This is a genomic window from Paenibacillus sp. FSL R7-0302, assembly GCF_038006885.1.
Taxonomy (GTDB): Bacteria; Bacillota; Bacilli; order Paenibacillales; family Paenibacillaceae; genus Paenibacillus_AQ.
Window position 1 is genome coordinate 2,205,429 of record NZ_JBBOWB010000001.1, and the last position, 18,200, is coordinate 2,223,628.

General features: G+C 53.6%; 18 protein-coding genes. 17 read left to right on the plus strand and 1 reads right to left on the minus strand.

Annotated elements, in window-relative coordinates; genetic code table 11:
- The first annotated feature begins 26 nt into the window (after window positions 1-26).
- The 6 genes from MKY96_RS09550 (at window position 27) to MKY96_RS09575 (ending at window position 5,965) form a co-directional block, all read left to right on the plus strand.
- Window positions 27-2,282, plus strand: coding sequence for a DNA ligase (locus MKY96_RS09550; RefSeq protein WP_340940050.1), 2,256 nt, complete (start codon window positions 27-29; stop codon window positions 2,280-2,282).
- Window positions 2,279-2,581: an EscU/YscU/HrcU family type III secretion system export apparatus switch protein gene (locus MKY96_RS09555; protein ID WP_036692460.1), complete on the plus strand. Its 303-nt coding sequence runs from the start codon at window positions 2,279-2,281 to the stop codon at window positions 2,579-2,581. The genes MKY96_RS09550 and MKY96_RS09555 overlap by 4 nt, the downstream gene beginning before the upstream one ends.
- Window positions 2,578-2,964: a YraN family protein gene (locus MKY96_RS09560; protein ID WP_340940051.1), complete on the plus strand. Its 387-nt coding sequence runs from the start codon at window positions 2,578-2,580 to the stop codon at window positions 2,962-2,964. Before MKY96_RS09555 ends, MKY96_RS09560 begins: the two co-directional genes overlap by 4 nt.
- Before the next feature lie 331 nt (window positions 2,965-3,295).
- Window positions 3,296-3,514: a hypothetical protein gene (locus MKY96_RS09565; RefSeq protein ID WP_340940053.1), complete on the plus strand. Its 219-nt coding sequence runs from the start codon at window positions 3,296-3,298 to the stop codon at window positions 3,512-3,514.
- Window positions 3,515-3,547: 33 nt separating this feature from the next.
- Entirely contained in the window at window positions 3,548-4,057 is a 510-nt protein-coding gene (locus MKY96_RS09570; protein ID WP_340940056.1) for a phosphoesterase, read from the plus strand.
- Window positions 4,058-4,267: 210 nt separating this feature from the next.
- Window positions 4,268-5,965: a YifB family Mg chelatase-like AAA ATPase gene (locus MKY96_RS09575; protein WP_340940058.1), complete on the plus strand. Its 1,698-nt coding sequence runs from the start codon at window positions 4,268-4,270 to the stop codon at window positions 5,963-5,965.
- A 103-nt stretch (window positions 5,966-6,068) separates the two neighbouring features.
- On the opposite strand, the gene MKY96_RS09580 is transcribed toward MKY96_RS09575, so the two are convergent.
- Window positions 6,069-6,497 (minus strand): organic hydroperoxide resistance protein, encoded by a 429-nt coding sequence (locus MKY96_RS09580; protein ID WP_340940059.1) that lies wholly within the window; start codon window positions 6,495-6,497, stop codon window positions 6,069-6,071.
- 148 nt (window positions 6,498-6,645) lie between these two features.
- On the opposite strand from MKY96_RS09580, the gene MKY96_RS09585 reads away from it, so the two are divergent.
- The 11 genes from MKY96_RS09585 (at window position 6,646) to fliE (ending at window position 18,169) form a co-directional block, all read left to right on the plus strand.
- Window positions 6,646-7,116, plus strand: coding sequence for a MarR family winged helix-turn-helix transcriptional regulator (locus MKY96_RS09585; protein ID WP_340940061.1), 471 nt, complete (start codon window positions 6,646-6,648; stop codon window positions 7,114-7,116).
- 412 nt (window positions 7,117-7,528) lie between these two features.
- Window positions 7,529-8,686: an ADP-forming succinate--CoA ligase subunit beta gene (sucC, locus tag MKY96_RS09590; RefSeq protein WP_340940063.1), complete on the plus strand. Its 1,158-nt coding sequence runs from the start codon at window positions 7,529-7,531 to the stop codon at window positions 8,684-8,686.
- Between the two features lie 35 nt (window positions 8,687-8,721).
- Complete coding sequence (sucD, locus tag MKY96_RS09595) at window positions 8,722-9,651, plus strand: succinate--CoA ligase subunit alpha (RefSeq protein ID WP_036692470.1); 930 nt, start codon at window positions 8,722-8,724, stop codon at window positions 9,649-9,651.
- Between the two features lie 199 nt (window positions 9,652-9,850).
- The gene (gene dprA / locus MKY96_RS09600; RefSeq protein WP_340940064.1) at window positions 9,851-10,969 is read left to right on the plus strand and encodes a DNA-processing protein DprA; all 1,119 of its coding nucleotides are present in this window, start codon (window positions 9,851-9,853) and stop codon (window positions 10,967-10,969) included.
- A 99-nt stretch (window positions 10,970-11,068) separates the two neighbouring features.
- On the plus strand, window positions 11,069-13,165 hold the full coding sequence (topA, locus tag MKY96_RS09605) for a type I DNA topoisomerase (protein WP_340940066.1): 2,097 nt from the start codon (window positions 11,069-11,071) through the stop codon (window positions 13,163-13,165).
- 23 nt (window positions 13,166-13,188) lie between these two features.
- A complete protein-coding gene (gene trmFO / locus MKY96_RS09610) occupies window positions 13,189-14,577 on the plus strand; it encodes an FADH(2)-oxidizing methylenetetrahydrofolate--tRNA-(uracil(54)-C(5))-methyltransferase TrmFO (protein WP_340940067.1) in 1,389 nt (462 codons plus the stop codon).
- Window positions 14,578-14,617: 40 nt separating this feature from the next.
- A complete protein-coding gene (gene hslV / locus MKY96_RS09615; RefSeq protein WP_036724650.1) occupies window positions 14,618-15,160 on the plus strand; it encodes an ATP-dependent protease subunit HslV in 543 nt (180 codons plus the stop codon).
- Window positions 15,161-15,193: 33 nt separating this feature from the next.
- The gene (gene hslU, locus MKY96_RS09620; protein ID WP_036724651.1) at window positions 15,194-16,594 is read left to right on the plus strand and encodes an ATP-dependent protease ATPase subunit HslU; all 1,401 of its coding nucleotides are present in this window, start codon (window positions 15,194-15,196) and stop codon (window positions 16,592-16,594) included.
- Window positions 16,595-16,970: 376 nt separating this feature from the next.
- On the plus strand, window positions 16,971-17,378 hold the full coding sequence (gene flgB / locus MKY96_RS09625) for a flagellar basal body rod protein FlgB (protein ID WP_036724652.1): 408 nt from the start codon (window positions 16,971-16,973) through the stop codon (window positions 17,376-17,378).
- A gap of 6 nt (window positions 17,379-17,384) precedes the next feature.
- Window positions 17,385-17,831, plus strand: a complete 447-nt coding sequence (gene flgC / locus MKY96_RS09630; RefSeq protein WP_036692480.1) for a flagellar basal body rod protein FlgC — start codon at window positions 17,385-17,387, stop codon at window positions 17,829-17,831.
- A 29-nt stretch (window positions 17,832-17,860) separates the two neighbouring features.
- Window positions 17,861-18,169, plus strand: coding sequence for a flagellar hook-basal body complex protein FliE (gene fliE, locus MKY96_RS09635; RefSeq protein ID WP_036724654.1), 309 nt, complete (start codon window positions 17,861-17,863; stop codon window positions 18,167-18,169).
- Window positions 18,170-18,200: the final 31 nt, after the last annotated feature.

The following is an 18,200-nucleotide window of genomic DNA, read 5'->3' on the forward strand; positions in this document are numbered from 1 at the left end:
AAATAGAAAGAAGGGAGGCGGACAACATGAACATCGGATCACTGGTTCGCGGTTTGCTTGGCGACAGCAAGGCGGGGGAGGCCAAATCTGTAGAGCTTAAGGAAGGTCAGGTTGTTCGCGGCGTTGTGCTAAGCGTATCCGATTCCGGAAAAGAAGCGGTGGTGCAGATTCAGGGAACGCCGGTACGGGCTGAACTGGAAACACCGCTGGCAGCCGGTCAGACGTTGAACCTGCAGGTGGGTGCACCAGGAGAAGGCGGCTTGCCGGTGCTTAAGCCGGTCTCTCTGGGGGAGGCGGCTATGGTCTCGCCGCAGAGTATGGGCGAGGCGCTGGAGTCGCTTGGACTTGCCAATTCCAAGGCGGGACGGGAGATTGTTCAAGCGATGCAGGCCGGAGGGCTGGCCTTCACCAAGGAGACTGCAGCGAAGCTGGATGCAGTTATGAATGCCAAGCCTCCAGGTGTCCCTGCTTCAGAGTGGCTGGAGGCGGCTGTAATCTCAGTGAAGCGCGGCTTGCCTGTAACGGCTGAGACGGTGAAAGGGCTGCAGCAGGCTGTATTCGGACCGAAGCTGCATGATCTGCTGTCGAAGCTGGAGACTGCGCTGAACGTCTGGGTGCAGCAAGGAGCGGACGGCGACGGATCAGGTCAAGGAACGGGGAATAGCAGACATGCGGGAGGGCTGCTGACAGGCGGAGCGAATGCCGGTCTGGCTGTTAATACTCCAGCAGCCGGTGCTCTTCCGGGAGGAGCTGCCGGGGTGAATACACAGGCAGGAGTAACCGGTAATGCGGGTACTTCGCAGGCTGCTGGCAGTGCCAATGGACAAGCTGCATTAGTACCGGCGGGAGATGCGGAGCCTGCAGGAAGCGGGAATGCGGTTGGAGCGCGAGAAGGCGCAGGGAATACGGCTGGATCGGGTGCTGTAGCGGGAACGCGTGGCGAAGGAGCGGGGAACGCGGCTGGAGCGCGCGAAGGTGCGGGGGCTATAGCGGGAACGCGTGGCGAAGGAGCGGGGAACGCGGCAGGGGCGCGTGAAGGTGCGGGTGCTGTAGCGGGAACGCGTGGTGAAGGAGCGGGGAACGCGGCAGGGGCGCGTGAAGGTGCGGGAATTGCAGCAGCAGCGCGCGAAGGTGCGGGAATCGCAGTTGGAGCGCGTGACGGCGCTGGGAACGCAGCTGGAGCGCGTGAAAGCGCAGGGAACGTGGCAGGAACGCGTGGCGAAGGAGCGGGGAACGCAGCTGGAGTGCGAGAAAGCGCAGGAAACGCGGCAGGGGCGCGCGAAGGTGCGGGAATCGCAGCTGGAGTGCGAGAAAGCGCAGGGAACGCGGCAGGGGCGCGCGAAGGTGCGGGAATCGCAGCTGGAGTGCGAGAAAGCGCAGGGAACGCGGCAGGAACGCGTGAAGGTGCGGGAATCGCAGCTGGGGTGCGTGAGGGCGCGGGCGTTGCCGCGCAGGCGCAGAGCGCTGCGGGGCCTGCCCTGCTCGCGAAGCTGCAGGGCGTGCTCTCCGAGCTGCGCGGCACTCTGCCGCAGCTCGCCGAAGCGCCGCCCGCCTCCGGCGCGGCGGGCGGCAGTGCAACCCCTTCGGCTGCGCCGCCGCAGGGGGAACCCGCCGCCACCCAGGGGACAGACCCCTGGGTGGGGCGGATCTTGAAGCTGCTCGGTGCGGAGCACGAGCAGCAGATCCTGCGCGGCGGCGGGGCGCACACCGCCGCCGCGCAGGCAGCGTCCGGCGGCGCAGAAGATGCCGCCGGTACGCTCAAGGGCGTGCTGCTGCAGGTACTGGGCAGCAGCGAGACCCCGCCCGCGGTGAAGGAAGCCGCGGGCCAGCTGGTGCAGCAGCTGACAGGCCAGCAGCTGCTGCTGAATACAGACCGCACCGCGCCGTTCGCGCAGGTGACGATGTTCCTGCCGCTGCATGGTCCGGATGGCCGGGAGACGGCCTCCGTCCAGATCCAGTCGCGGCGCGGCAGCAAAGGGGAACTCGACGCGGCGAATTGCCGCTTGTGGTTCGATCTGGACATGAAGCAGCTCGGCCAGACGATGGTCGATGTGCAGGTGGTCGACCGCATCGTCAGCCTGAAGCTGCATAATGATGAACCATGGGTACTGGAGCTGCTGGAGGGCCGCCGCGAGGAGATGAAAGCGGCTGTCGAAGGCATAGGCTATCAGCTGTCCAGCCTGCGTACGGAGGCATTGCCGGAACGGAGTGTGGCCGCTGCTGCGGTGAAGCCGTCCGATTATGCTCCTCAGGAGTACAAAGGAGTGGATTACCGCATATGAGTGAGTCTGAGCAGAAGGTTCCGCAGAACCTCAAGAAGGCAGTGGCGCTCAAATATATTCCGGGCCAGAGCGAAGCGCCGGTGGTTGTCGCTAAGGGGCAAGGCTCGGTTGCAGACATCATCCTGCAAAAGGCAAAGGAAAACGGAGTAGCGGTGCAGGAGGATGCGGCGCTGGTAGAGGTGCTGTCGAAGCTGGATCTCGACCAGCAGATTCCGCCTCAGCTCTATCAGCTGGTGGCTGAAATTCTCAGCTATGTATACCAGAGTGACCGGACAGCTGGTGAACGGAGACAGAAGTGAGCCATAACGGAGACGGCAGAACCTACACCCGTCAGGAGAAAGGCGCTGCTGCCGAGCAGGCGGCCCGAATGTATCTGACTTCGCGGGGCTACCTCATCCGGGATTATAACTGGCGCTGCCGCAGCGGAGAGCTGGATATTATCGCGGAGTATGAAGGCGCTCTGGTCTTCATTGAGGTGCGCAGCCGGAGCGGCTCAACCGTGCAGGGCACTGCGGAGGAATCGGTTGATGCACACAAAATTCGTCAGGTGAGAGAGACAGCCCGGGTCTACCTGCACATGCAGGGACTGCAGCCGGCTGCGATTGCCTTCGATGTGATCGCTGTACAGCTTCAGCCGGATTTAAGCATCGCCTCCCTGCGCCATCTCCGGGAAGCCTTTTAGCTGTCTCTGTTTTGCAAAAACAGGTTAGAATTTAACAATTATCCTTGACAGATGCCGGACTTCATGGGTCATTTCTCAAAAGAAGTGGGTAAACATTAGTGTAACTTTTAATGCCACCATGAGGAGGGCTGCCGGAATGAGGAATCAATCAATGAATATACAGGTAAGCTTTACTTGCCAAAATTGTGAGCATAATATAGTAGCGGAACTTGGCGCAGAGCCCTTATCCGTTGTATGCTGCAGTAATTGTAATAAGACATTCACCGTTATGCGGCCTGCAATAGCGGAAGAGATATTGATTGACTGGGAGAATGAAGCGTTATTCCACAAGATGCGTGCTGAGAAAACCCAAGACAGCAACAGCAGCCTCTTGTCACTGGTCATCAATGTGATTGAGCTGCTGACCTGGCGCGACAAGGGTAACGGGCAAGTGGAGGCCATTAAGGAAATGCGCAAATGGCTGATCGAGCATGAGGAAGGTCCGCCGGTGGCGGAATTAATACAAATGGATGTGAACCGGCGCGGAGCCAAACGGAAGTGGAATGAATAAGCAACAAGCACTTAGCGAAAGCGGGGAGCGATCTTGTCCAACGAATTTTTTACCTCAGATCATCATTTTGGCCATAAGCTGATCATTGATTTTGAATCGCGGCCTTTTGCCAGTGCGGAAGAGATGGACAAGGTGATGGTTGCGAACTGGAATGCAGTCGTAAGAGAGGAGGACACGATTTTTCATCTGGGGGACTTTTCTTTCAGGAATCAAGAGGAGACCCGGAGCATTGTGGCTGCCCTGAACGGGTACAAAATACTGATTCTTGGCAATCATGACCGTGGACGCGGACGGGGCTGGTGGCTGGAAGCCGGATTTGATGAGGTCAGTGAGTATCCGCTGATATACAAGGAGTTTTTTCTGCTCTCGCATGAGCCGATGTATATGAACAAGCATATGCCTTACGTGAATGTGCACGGTCATATTCATGGACAGAAATATGAGGGCAATCATCACTTTAATATTTGTGTGGAGCACTGGAATTACACCCCGCTGTCCTTTGAACAGATAAGGGATTCGGTGGTAGCCAGTGAAGAAGGCTGATTAAAATGATTCTTTGGTCATAGTTGCATATTTATGCAAGACGATTGAAAACCGATTTTTGTGCAGCGCTATATGCGCAATAACCTTGCATGTTGTGTAGGGTTTTAGGTATACTGAGTTTAATTGAGCTTACGGAAAAAGAGGAAGCACCTTTTTTCCTGGAAACGAACGCCCGTTGCGGGTGTATTTCTGGAGAAGAGGTGCTTATTTGTGTACGGAAAAATGCATAGCGCATGCCTATATGGCATTGAAGGTGTAATGATCGGAGTGGAGGTGGATCTGGCTAACGGCTTACCGCAGACCCATATTATCGGCCTGCCGGATTCGGCAGTCAGGGAAGCGGTAGAGCGGGTACGGTCCGCCGTCAAGAATTGCGGTTACAGCTATCCCCAACAGCGGGTGACGATTAATCTGGCCCCGGCGGACCTGCGCAAGGAGGGCTCGGCGTTTGATCTGGCGATTGCCCTGGGAATACTGACGACCAGCGGCCAGCTTGTTATGCCGGAAGCCGGACAGATGCTGCTGATTGGTGAGCTTGCGCTCGATGGAAGTCTGCGGCCGGTAAATGGGGTATTATCCATGGCCCAGGCTGCGCGGCAGGCCGGGATTCATGCTGTTCTGGTGCCGCCCGGCAATGCGGCTGAAGCTGCGTTGATCGCGGGAATGAAGGTGTACACTGCCGGGCATTTGCGGGAGCTGCCTCAGCCCGATCAGCTTCCTCCGCCGAATCCGGTTGAACAGTCTGAAGCAGCCGGATCAGACTTGCCCTTGCCGCAGGCTGATTTGCCGTTTCCGGTATCTGTATCTGTGAGTGCTGAAGCGTCCTCCAGGAAGCGTCCGCCCGTTCTGGCGTTGTCCCTGGACCATTTGAGATACCATTCTGAGCCAGCGGAGAATATTCCCTCCCCGCTTGGGGTGAAGCAGCTAATGAATGAAGATTACAGCGATGTTATCGGCCAGAATCATGTGAAGCGTGCCCTTACGATTGCGGCAGCGGGAATGCATAATATTATTCTGATCGGCCCTCCAGGTACGGGTAAGACGATGCTGATTAAGCGGTTACCCGGAATTCTTCCCGATCTTAACGATCAAGAGTCGCTTGAGGTGATGAAGATATTCAGTGCTGCCGGGAAGCTTAGGGACGGCGGAGGCGGCTTGCTGCGCGAGCGCCCGTTTCGTTCACCGCATCATACCATCTCAGCAGCCGGATTGATCGGCGGGGGCGGAATTCCGAAGCCCGGGGAAGTTAGCCTTGCCCACCGCGGCATTCTCTTCCTGGACGAGCTGCCCGAGTTCTCCCGGACCGTGCTTGAAGTGCTCCGCCAGCCGCTGGAGGATGGCATTGTCACCATCAGCCGGGCACGGGCATCCTTCACTTTTCCTGCCCAGTTCCTGCTCGCTTGCTCCATGAATCCCTGCATGTGCGGATTTCTGGGCAATGGCAGTACAGAGCAGCGGTGCAGCTGCAGTCCGGCCAAAATCGCCCAGTACCGGGGCAAAATCTCGGGCCCGCTGCTGGACCGGATGGATATGCAGGTTGATGTACCGCGTCCAAGAGCAGGCGACAGGAGTGTACCTCCGGTCTCGACGGCACAGATGCGTTCTGAGGTTCTGCGGGCTCAGGCCATTCAGGCGGAGCGATATAAGACTCTGCCGATTTCCTGGAACAGCGAGCTGTCCGGGGCGGCGCTTCGCCGTTATGCTGCACTGCGGCCGGAAGAGGAGATGCTGCTCAGCAGTATTCTCGAGAGTCTCGGACTCAGCATGCGGGCGCATGACCGGATTATTAAGCTGGCCCGCACGATTGCCGATCTGGAAGGCACGGAGGAGATTGGCGCTGCCCATCTGGCCGAAGCGGTCCAATACCGTAATCTGGACAGGCAGGTCATAGTGGAGGAGGAAGCCTGACACGCCAAAACCCCCGTCCGGGGCCGCCGGGCAGGGGTTGGATGCTGAAACGGTACTATCCTTAAAAAGGACGGCAATGCCGTTTCTACTTGTGAAGCTATTCTTACAGCACGTTCAATTCTACTTCGATGTTACCACGGGTAGCACGGGAGTAAGGACATGCGCCATGAGCTTCTTGTACCAGCCGTTCAGCGGTCTCGCGGTCAACGCCCTTGACCAGAACATCCATCTTCACGGCAATGCCGAAGCCGCCGTCTTCCACTTTACCGAAGCTGACGGTAGCCGTTACTTCAGAGCCTTCAATCTTTACCTTGCCCATACGTGCAACCATGTTCAGCGCGCTGTCGAAGCAAGCAGCATATCCGGCTGCGAACAGCTGCTCAGGATTCGTGCCTTCACCGCCGGCGCCGCCCATTTCACGTGGTGTGCTGATCGCAAGATTCAGTTTAGGGCTGTCGGATTCGATAGAACCCTGTCTGCCGCCTACGGCTTTTACTGTTGTTTCGTACATTTTCTGTTGGATGGTCATCATATTAAATCGCTCCCGTTCGTTTTCAAATTGTATTGTACACAACTTAATTTAACACAATTAAAATAAAAGTCAATCTATTTTCCACTATTAACATGATATTATGGATGAATTGTGATAAACTAATGTCACAAAGGCAGGTGAAGAAGAAATGCAAAAAGAATCCACTACAACCCCTGAGCTTATGCTGGAGAACCAGCTCTGCTTTACGATTTATGCCTGTTCACGTGAATTTACGAAGCTATACCAGCCTCATCTGGATAAGATCGGATTAACGTATTCGCAGTATCTGGTTATGCTGGTCCTGTGGGAGAGACAGCAATGTACAGTCAAGGAGCTGGGTGAAGCACTGTTCCTCGATTCAGGCACACTGACTCCGCTGCTCAAGCGGCTGCAGGCTGCAGGACTAATTTTGCGTGAACGTTCTTTGCAGGATGAGCGGAAGGTGCTGATATCATTAACACCCCAAGGCTTGTCGCTACAGCAGAATGCTATGGACATTCCCGGCAAAATGGTAGAAGGTACGAAGCTCTCCCCGGTAGAGTTCATAGATTTGCTGGGACAGTTCAAAAATCTCTTGGACCGGGTGCACGAAGCTAACATTAGCAATTCGAAATCGTAGTCTCACTCACATATAAGGGTATAGGTTTCGCCGTCCTGAATAAGGGCGGTAAAGCCGTTTCAGCATGGATGTCAATGCAATCGTTCGCATTCCGGCATGAAACCGAGCGAAAATGTATGTATAAATAGTGAAAGTTTTTAAGGAAAGCGTTTTTAAAACATGTTACAATATTCTGGGTTTCACATTCTGGCATATAGGTAATTATAGATATCACTATGTGATAGGAACTATATGCTACTGGCAGAGGACCGTACCGTTTGCAGCATATGCTTCAGGCGCAGGCGCTCTGCTTGTACCGGGATATTGCCGGTTAACAACCGGTCTGGACCCGGCTTTGGACAATCAAAACGGAATGCGGAATGACCGCAGGCTGCCTGCACAGGTCACCGCAACACTTTAGGAGGCTTCCGGAATGAATATCCACGAGTATCAGGGAAAAGAAGTACTTAAGAAGTATGGCGTAGCCGTACCGAACGGAAAAGTTGCTTATACAGTGGACGAAGCAGTGGAAGCTGCCGCAGCGCTGGGTACACCTGTGGTTGTAGTCAAAGCGCAGATTCATGCTGGCGGACGCGGCAAAGCCGGCGGCGTCAAGGTGGCGAAGAACAGTGATGAGGTCCGCAGCTTTGCATCCGAGATCCTCGGCAAGACACTGGTGACCCATCAGACGGGACCCGAAGGCAAGGTAGTGAAGCGGCTGCTGATTGAAGAAGGCTGTCAGATTGTCAAAGAATATTATATCGGTCTGGTTGTGGACCGCGCTTCCGGACGGGTCGTCATGATGGCATCCGAAGAGGGCGGTACGGAGATTGAAGAGGTGGCGGCTACACATCCCGAGAAGATTTTCAAGGAAATCGTTGATCCGGCGGTGGGGCTTCAGACCTTCCAGGCGCGTAAGCTGGCTTACAGCATTGCCATTCCTCCCGAACTGGTGAACAAAGCGGTCAAGTTCATGCAAGCGCTATATCTGGCTTTTGTGGATAAAGATTGCTCAATTGCGGAGATCAACCCGCTGGTCGTTACTGCAGACGGTAATGTGATGGCGCTTGATGCCAAGCTTAACTTCGATTCCAACAGTCTGTTCCGCCACAAGGATATCCTGGAGCTGCGCGATCTGGACGAAGAGGATGCCAAAGAAATCGAAGCGTCCAAATTCGACCTCAGCTACATCGCACTTGACGGCAACATCGGCTGTATGGTGAACGGGGCGGGCCTGGCGATGGCGACTATGGACATCATTAAATATTATGGCGGCGAACCGGCCAACTTCCTGGATGTAGGGGGCGGTGCGACGACTGAGAAGGTAACGGAGGCTTTCAAAATCATCCTGTCCGATGACAAGGTGAACGGTATCTTTGTTAATATTTTCGGCGGTATTATGCGTTGTGATGTCATCGCTACCGGTGTAGTCGAAGCGGCAAGACAGCTTGGCTTAACCAAGCCGCTGGTCGTACGTCTTGAGGGCACGAATGTGGCACTGGGCAAGGAGATTCTCGCCGGCTCCGGACTGAATATCGTTGCTGCTGATTCCATGGCGGACGGTGCCCGCAAAATCGTTGCTCTGGTGTAATATTCGACAATAAAAGTGAGGATGTGACCTATCGCATGAGCATTCTTGTAGATAAAAATACGAAAGTCATTACCCAGGGAATTACCGGCGCTACGGGTTTATTTCATACAAAAGGTGCGCTGGACTACGGTACTCAGATGGTTGGCGGTGTAACTCCGGGCAAGGGGGGGACTACGGTTCAGATTACCCTGGACAACGGCACGGAGAAAAGTCTGCCTGTCTTCGACACGGTTGTTGCCGCCAAAGCAGCCACTGGTGCAACTGCAAGTGTCATTTACGTACCGCCTGCTTTTGCCGCAGATTCGATTATGGAAGCGGTGGATGCGGAGATGGACCTGGTCATTTGTATCACAGAAGGCATTCCGGTGCTTGATATGGTCAAAGTGTCCAGATACATGGAGGGCCGCTCCACGGTGCTGATCGGTCCCAACTGTCCGGGTGTCATCACACCTGGAGAATGCAAAATCGGCATTATGCCGGGTTATATTCATAAGCCGGGGTATGTCGGTGTAGTCTCCCGAAGCGGAACCTTGACCTATGAGGCCGTACATCAGCTGACGGAGCGCGGAATCGGCCAATCCTCAGCGGTAGGCATCGGGGGCGACCCGGTGAAGGGTTCGGAGTTTATCGACATCCTGAAGCTTTTCAATGAAGATCCGGGCACCAAGGCTGTCATTATGATCGGTGAGATCGGCGGGACGGCGGAGGAAGAAGCTGCACTGTGGATCAAAGAGAACATGACCAAGCCTGTAGTGGGCTTCATCGGCGGGGTTACGGCACCTCCAGGCAAACGGATGGGTCACGCGGGAGCAATCATTTCAGGTGGTAAAGGGACGGCGAGCGAGAAGATCGCTGTGCTGGAGTCCTGCGGCATTAAGGTAGCGCCAACACCTGCTGAAATGGGCTCTACTCTTGTCAGCGTGCTTGAGGAACGCGGCATCCTGAATGCCTTCACCACCCACTAGAGCGTTTCTTACGCTAGTTCGAAATGTTTTGGGGTTGTTTTGTCACAGCTTTTCCTGCTGAAGCAGGTATAATGTATATCGAAGGTAAGCAACCTTTTGTCCCGGATGACGCGGATGAAAGGTTGCTTTTTTTGGTTTAAGACAATTTTGTTTAAGACTATATGGAAGGCTGGACCTTCCACACGGGGAGAGAATACATATGGAAATTCGGGAGCTGTTGTTCGGTCTGCATGAGATGGAAGGGATTGGCTGGAAAAGTATCGACAAGATCCGCCGGGCAGGTCTTTTGACGAATGCTGTCTTCTCCTGTTCTGCTGAGGAATGGGAGCTTGCTGGAATCAGCGGTGTAATATCCGCCCGGCTGGCGGCAGACTTCAACGATGCATGGGTGCAGAGGCGCCTCTCTTTAATGAAAGAAAGCGGTGTAGCGATGGTCACTATTCTGGATGATCACTACCCTGTACAGCTGAGGGAAACCCCTCAGCCGCCTTGGGTATTGTACTACCGAGGCCGTCTGGAGCTGGCTTCCCGTCCCTCTGTTGCTATGGTGGGGACCCGGGTGCCTACCGCTTATGGGCGCAAGGTGGGGGAGATGCTGGCGGGACAGCTAAGTGCAGCCGGTCTCACGGTTGTAAGCGGCCTGGCGAGGGGGATTGACAGTGTCTGTCATGAAGCGGCGCTAGGCGGAGCAGGAGGGACCATTGCGGTGGTGGCAACCGGATTGGATAAGGTCTATCCTCCGGATAACCGTGAACTGGAGCGGCAGATTTCGCGGAACGGGCTGGTGCTTAGCGAATATCCTATCGGAACTCCGAGTCATCCCGGATTATTCCCGCAGCGCAACCGGATTATCGCCGGCTTGACGCTGGGAACACTGGTGGTGGAGGCAGACAGCCGCAGCGGGTCCCTGATCACCGCCGATGCTGCGCTTGAAGCAGGCCGGGATGTGTTTGCCGTGCCGGGGCCGCTGACCTCCCCCAAGAGCAGAGGGGCACTGGAGCTGATTAAGCAAGGTGCGAAGCTGGTAACCTGCGCCTCAGATATTGTGGAAGAATACGTCTTCTGCCTGCCTTCCAAGGGGGCTGCATCTGCTTCAACAGGAGCAGTAGAGCAGGAGAGTCCAGCCGGTCTGATGGAAAAGAAATTGACAAGTGAGGAGCTGCACCTTTACCATATACTGCATCAAGGCCCGTTTACACTCGATGAGCTGCTCGCGTCAACGAGGTGGGATTTTGGACATTTGCATTCAGTTCTGTTATCTTTAATCATAAAAAAAGCGGTAACACAATTACCGGGTGCAATTTATAAGGTAATTTAATATAGAAGTAACTGTGGTAAGCATAGACTTCCTGGTACAGCCGGGTCCGAGGACTGGTTCAGGAGGTGATCTGCTTACGAACTTTTGGGAGGAAAACCTATGGCAGATGCGTTGGTTATTGTAGAATCACCATCAAAAGCGAAAACGATTGGTAAATATCTGGGCAGCAAATATATTGTTAAGGCATCAATGGGGCATATCATAGATTTGCCAAAAAGCCAGATCGGTGTGGATGTGGAGAATCAGTTTAATCCCAAATATATAACGATCCGCGGCAAGGGCTCTATCTTGAAGGAACTTAAGGATGCAAGCAAAAAAGTGAAAAAAGTCTATCTCGCAGCTGACCCGGACCGCGAAGGGGAAGCTATTGCCTGGCATTTGGCAAATGCGCTGAATTTGGACAACACACAGGAATGCCGCGTGGTCTTCAATGAAATTACCAAGCAGGCGGTGAAGGATGCCTTCAAGACACCGCGCAAGATTAATATGGATCTGGTGAACGCCCAGCAGGCGCGGCGGATTCTGGACCGGCTTGTCGGTTACAAGATTAGCCCTCTATTATGGAAGAAAGTCAAAAAAGGCCTCTCCGCCGGACGGGTACAATCGGTAGCGGTCAAGATTGTTATGGACCGGGAGAATGAAATTTCTGAATTCATTCCTACAGAATACTGGAGCATTACTGCCCGGCTAGCAATTCGGGATTCTGAATTCGAAGCCAAGTTCCACCGGCTGAACGGCGAGAAGAAGGAACTGGGTCAAGAGAGCGATGTGCAGGAAGTGCTGGAAGCAATTAAGAACGCGGCCTTCCAGGTCAAAGAAGTGAAAGAGAAGGAGAGACAGCGGCATCCATCCGCTCCGTTCACGACAAGCTCACTGCAGCAGGAGGCTGCCCGTAAGCTGGGCTTCCGCGCGTCCAAGACGATGTCTGTTGCACAGCAGCTCTATGAGGGAGTGGAGCTGGGCAAGGAAGGCACTGTCGGGTTAATCACTTATATGCGTACAGATTCCACGCGTATATCCACTACGGCCCAGGATGAAGCCAAGGAGCTGATCCAATCCAAATACGGTGAGAAGTTCATTCCCGAGACGCCGCGTCAATATTCCAAGAAGGCTGCGGGCGCCCAGGACGCGCATGAAGCGATCCGTCCGACCTCTGCACTGCGTGAGCCGGATACGGTCAAGGAATTCATGAGCCGTGATCAATTCCGGCTGTATAAGCTGGTATGGGAGCGTTTTGTGTCCAGTCAGATGTCTTCCGCGCTGCTGGATACGTTGTCGGTAGATATTACAGCCGGTACAGCGATATTCAGAGCGGTAGGGTCCAAGGTCTCGTTCCCGGGCTTCATGAAGGTGTATGTGGAAGGCAATGACGACGGCACAACAGACGAAGAGAAGTTCCTGCCGCAGCTGAAGGCGGGCGATGAGCTGGAGAAGCGCGAGATTGAGCCGAAGCAGCATTTCACCCAGCCGCCGCCAAGATATACAGAAGCCCGTCTCGTCAAGACGCTTGAGGAACTGGGTATAGGCCGTCCAAGTACGTATGCTCCGACCCTGGAGACGATCCAGAAGCGCGGGTATGTGGCGATTGAAGAGAAGAAGTTCATGCCGACCGAGCTTGGAGAACTAATCATAGAGCAAATGGAAGAGTTCTTCCCGGAAATTCTCAATGTGGAATTCACCGCCCATATGGAAGGGGACCTTGACCATGTGGAGGAAGGTGCGGAGGATTGGGTGAAGGTGCTGGCCCAGTTCTATGAATCCTTTGAGAAAAGACTCCTATATGCGGAAGAAGAAATGAAGGAAATCGAGATTGAAGATGAAGTCTCCGATGAGCTGTGTGAGAAATGCGGCAAGCCGATGGTCTATAAGCTGGGCCGGTTCGGCAAATTCCTGGCCTGCTCCGGATTTCCGGAATGCCGCAACACCAAGCCGATCATTAAGGATATCGGTGTAAGCTGTCCGAAATGCCATGAAGGCAAGGTAGTGGAGCGGCGCAGCAAGAAGGGGCGTGTCTTCTACGGCTGCGACCAATATCCGGGCTGTGACTTTGTCTCCTGGGATAAGCCGTCAGTGAAGCCATGTCCGGCTTGCGGCTCCTGGATGATAGAGAAGCGCAACAAGCAGGGAACCAAGCTGCAGTGCACTTCATGCGATCATACAGAGGCTGTAATCGAAAGCGATGAGTTAGCAGAATAATAGGGCTACAGGAGGAACGGAAATTGACAGAAAAAGCACAAGTAACCGTTATCGGAGCAGGTCTGGCCGGAAGTGAAGCCGCCTGGCAGATCGCTTCGCGCGGAGTTCCCGTCAGATTGTATGAGATGCGTCCGGTCGTGAAGACACCGGCGCATCATACAGATCAGTTCGCCGAGCTGGTCTGCAGCAACTCACTGCGGGCGAATGGCCTCGGAAATGCAGTGGGTGTACTCAAGGAAGAAATGCGGCGTCTGGGCTCTCTGGTACTGGGTGCAGCCGACAGGCATGCCGTTCCGGCGGGAGGCGCTCTTGCCGTTGACCGTGACGGCTTCTCCGGTGAAATTACGTCCATGCTGCATAACCACCCTCTGGTGGAAGTCATAAACGAAGAACTTACGCATATACCGGAGGAAGGGATTGTTGTTATTGCCACCGGGCCGCTGACTTCACCCTCCCTGTCTTCGGAGATCAAGGGACTGCTTGGCGAAGAGTATTTTTATTTCTATGATGCAGCGGCTCCGATTGTAGAGAAAGACAGCATCGATATGAGCAAGGTCTATCTGGCCTCCCGCTATGATAAAGGCGAAGCCGCCTATCTGAACTGCCCGATGACGGAAGAGGAATTCGATATTTTTTATGATGCGCTGATCTCGGCTGAGACGGCTGCACTCAAAGATTTTGAGAAAGAGATTTACTTTGAAGGCTGTATGCCGATTGAAATTATGATGAGACGCGGCAAGCAGACGGCACTGTTCGGCCCTATGAAGCCTGTAGGACTGATGAATCCTCATACAGGCAAACTGCCTTACGCGGTTGTGCAACTTCGTCAGGATAATGCTGCCGGTACGCTGTATAATCTGGTTGGCTTCCAGACCCATCTGAAGTGGGGAGAGCAAAAACGCGTATTCTCACTCATTCCGGGCCTGGAGCAGGCGGAATATGTGCGTTATGGGGTCATGCACCGCAATACCTTCATTAATTCCCCCAAGCTGCTGCAGCCCACTTACCAGATGAAGGGCCGGGAGAGACTGTATTTTGCCGGCCAGATGACCGGGGTGGAAGGGTATGTAGAATCTGCGGCTTCCGGTATGATCGCCGGTATGAACGCAGCGAGAGCAGCGCTTGGCGAAGAGAGCCTGATCTTCCCCGAGGATACGGTGCTGGGCAGCATGCCCGCCTATATTACTTCGGCAGATCCTGAACACTTCCAGCCGATGAATGCCAATTTTGGCCTGCTGCCGAAGCTTGAGACGCGGTTCCGCAGCAAAAAAGAGAAGAATGAACGTCTGGCTTACCGGGCGCTCGACAGCCTTGCTGCTTATGCTGCAGCCCATGAATTGAAGTATGCTGAGCCGGAGCCGGTGGATGCTGATCCGGCAGAAGCGGATAGTTCTGCACAACCGGCACAATAGGTTCAGACCTGCATTACCTAATCTGAGGAGGGTGCCCATCATGTTACCCAGTTTTCATGCAACTACGATTTGTGCGGTAAGACATAACGGCCATGCGGCGATTGCCGGTGACGGCCAGGTTACATTCGGAGAGAGTGTCATTATGAAGACGACGGCCAAGAAGGTCCGCCGCCTGTACAGAGGTCAGGTCATTGCCGGTTTTGCAGGCTCTGTAGCTGATGCGATTACGCTGTTCGAGAAGTTCGAGGGGAAGCTTGAGGAGCACCATGGCAATCTGCAGCGGGCAGCGGTGGAGCTGGCCAAGGATTGGCGCCAGGACCGCATTCTGCGCAAGCTGGAAGCGCTCATGATTGTAATGGATAAAGAAGGCATGCTGCTGATCTCCGGCAATGGTGAAATTATCGAGCCGGATGATGATGTACTGGCGATCGGCTCCGGCGGTAACTTTGCGCTGGCTTCCGGGCGGGCGCTCAAGCGCCATGCCTCCCATCTGGGTGCCGGTGACATTGCCAGAGAAGCGCTGCAAATTGCCTCCGAGATCTGTGTATATACCAATTCCAATATTATTGTCGAAGAGTTATAGGCAAGGTGCCATATATAAAGGGAGGAAGTCACAATGGTGAATCAATCGCTTACGCCACGCCAGATCGTAACAGAGCTTGACAAATATATCGTAGGTCAAAAGCAGGCCAAGAAATCAGTGGCCGTTGCCCTCCGCAACCGGTATCGGCGCAGTCTGTTGTCCGAGGAGCTGCGGGATGAGGTTGTGCCAAAGAATATCCTGATGATCGGCCCTACCGGTGTAGGTAAAACAGAGATCGCCCGGCGTCTGGCTAAGCTTGTTAATGCCCCGTTTATCAAAGTCGAAGCGACCAAATTCACGGAAGTCGGCTACGTGGGGCGTGATGTGGAGTCGATGGTCCGTGATTTGGTAGAGACTTCTATCCGTATGGTGAAGCTGGAGCGCACCGAAAAGGTGAAGGACCGCGCAGAAGAGCTGGCGAATGACCGGATTGTGGCCATTCTGGTCCCTTCCTCCTCAAAAGGGAAATCGCAGCGCAATCCGTTTGAGATGATTTTTGGCGGGAACAACGGCGGTGCGGAAGAATCCAAGGAAGAGCCGGAGGACGGAAGCCTGAGCGAACGCCGCAGAGGGATCAAGTTCAAGCTGCTCGCCGGCCAGTTAGAGGATGACGTCATTGAGATTGATGTCGAGGACACGACGCCTTCGATGATGGATATGTTCGCCGGGCAGGGCAATGACCAGATGGGTATGAACATGCAGGAGATGTTCGGGAACCTGCTGCCGAAGCGTACGAAGAAGCGCAAGCTGCCGATCCGTGAAGCCCGTAAGGTGCTGATTCAGGACGAAGCGGCCAAGCTGATTGACACGGACGATATGATTCAGGAGTCGGTAGCCCGCGCCGAGCAATCCGGGATTATTTTCATCGATGAGATCGACAAGGTGGCCAGCCAGGGCAAGGGCTCCGGTCCCGATGTATCCCGCGAAGGCGTGCAGCGCGATATTCTGCCCATCGTCGAGGGATCGACAGTCATGACCAAATACGGGCCTGTGAAGACAGACTACGTGCTGTTCATCGCCGCAGGCGCTTTTCATATTGCCAAGCCTTCAGATCTGATCCCTGAGCTTCAGGGGCGCTTCCCGATCCGTGTAGAGCTGAGCAGTCTGACACTTGAGGACTTTGTATCTATTCTTACGGAGCCTGAGAACGCACTTACGAAACAATATGTGCATTTACTGCAGACGGAGAACATTGAAATCCAGTTCCAGAAGGAAGCCATTCAGGAAATTGCCAAGATCGCGGCCTCCGTGAATCAGAATATGGAGAACATCGGGGCACGGCGTCTTCATACGATCCTGGAAAAGCTGCTGGAGGATCTATCGTTCGAGGCGCCTGAGCTGACGCTCGACACAATGGTCATCACTCCGGAGTATGTTCGCGAAAAACTGGCAGGAATCGCGCAGGACCGCGACTTAAGCCAATATATTCTGTGAGAAGGCAGAGCTATAAAATCATTAATATAGGTAATTCGAATTATGGTTATACAAATTTGATTCTAAATTCATGCATAAAAAGTTAAATAATTCTATAATAAAACATAAAATGTAATATAAAAGGAAAATAATTGTAAAAACATGCTTTAAGCCCTCTCTTTTCAGAAAAGATAGGGCTTATTTCTTATTGTAATAATATACAAATTCTAAGAGAATCAATGTATGTGAGATTGACATAAGAATCATTCATCGACATGGTTCGACTTTGAGACGAATATGTTGTGAAAAAAATGACTTTATTTGTCGAAAATAAGCAGGGATTTGAACAAAGTTGTGGAATTCTTTTCATTATGATAGGTTTGGAAGGGGGATTACTATGGGTTTGCTGAACAGTGTCAGTTTTCAAAGATTACAAGGAGGCCTAGATGCCGCCACCAAACGACAAAGTGTTCTGGCTAATAATGTAGCAAATAATGATACACCAAATTTTAAACGTTCAGATGTCAGCTTTGAGAGCTTCCTGAGAGATCAGGAGAGCGGACTTAAAGCCACGCTGGGTGCGAAAGTATCAGACTCCCGTCATTTCCGCTTCGGGACAGTGACCGGCATGCCGGCCGCTGTGGTCAGTACCGATGAGACTACATCTATGAATAACAACGGCAACAATGTGGATATGGATCGTGAACAGGCACTGAGCGCCGAGAACCAGCTGAGATACAACTCCTATGTTGAACAGCTGAACAGTCAGATCACAATGATGCGTACAGTTGTACAGGGAGGGTAATGAATAATGAACTTTGGCAGCAGCTTTGGTATTAGCGCCTCGGCTTTAACCGCCCAGCGACTGCGGATGGATGTGATCTCCTCCAATATCGCCAATGCCGAGACCACAAGAGCCTCCGTGGTGGACGGCAAAGCCGTACCTTACCGCCGTAAGCTCACAGTTCTGGAAACTACCCAGGCTGACAGCTTCGCGAATATACTGGGCTCCAAGATGAGCGGCGGTAATGATGGCGTCAAGGTGAAATCAATTATCGAGGATTCTTCTCCGCTCAAGCCGGTGTATAATCCGAGCCATCCTGATGCGGACGCTGACGGTTATGTCTATATGCCGAATGTGGATGTGACCAAGGAAATGGTAGACATGCTGTCTGCCTCCCGTTCTTACGAAGCGAATGTTACGATGCTGAATGCATCCAAATCCATGGTGACCAAGGCGCTTGAAATCGGCCGGTAGAATGAATTGACTGTCTAGGGGGAGAAGAATTGATACAGAATTTATTGATCGGGAACCAGGCGGTTCAGCCGCTGGCTATGAAATCCGTAGCTGCAGAATCCTCAGCCGTGCAAGAGCCGGGACAGAGCTTCGGTTCATATCTGGAGAATGCGCTTAACCAGGTAGCAGATCAGGAACAGCAGGCGAAAGACATGAGTAACAAATTTGTACTGGGAGAGGTCAACATTGATGAGGCTATGATTTCGTCCCAACAGGCATTGCTGAGTTTGCAGCTGACTACACAAGTCCGGAACAAAGTGATTGAAGCCTATCAGGAAATTATGAGAACTCAAATCTAAATAATCCTAGCTACGTTTCGGATGGGGTGAC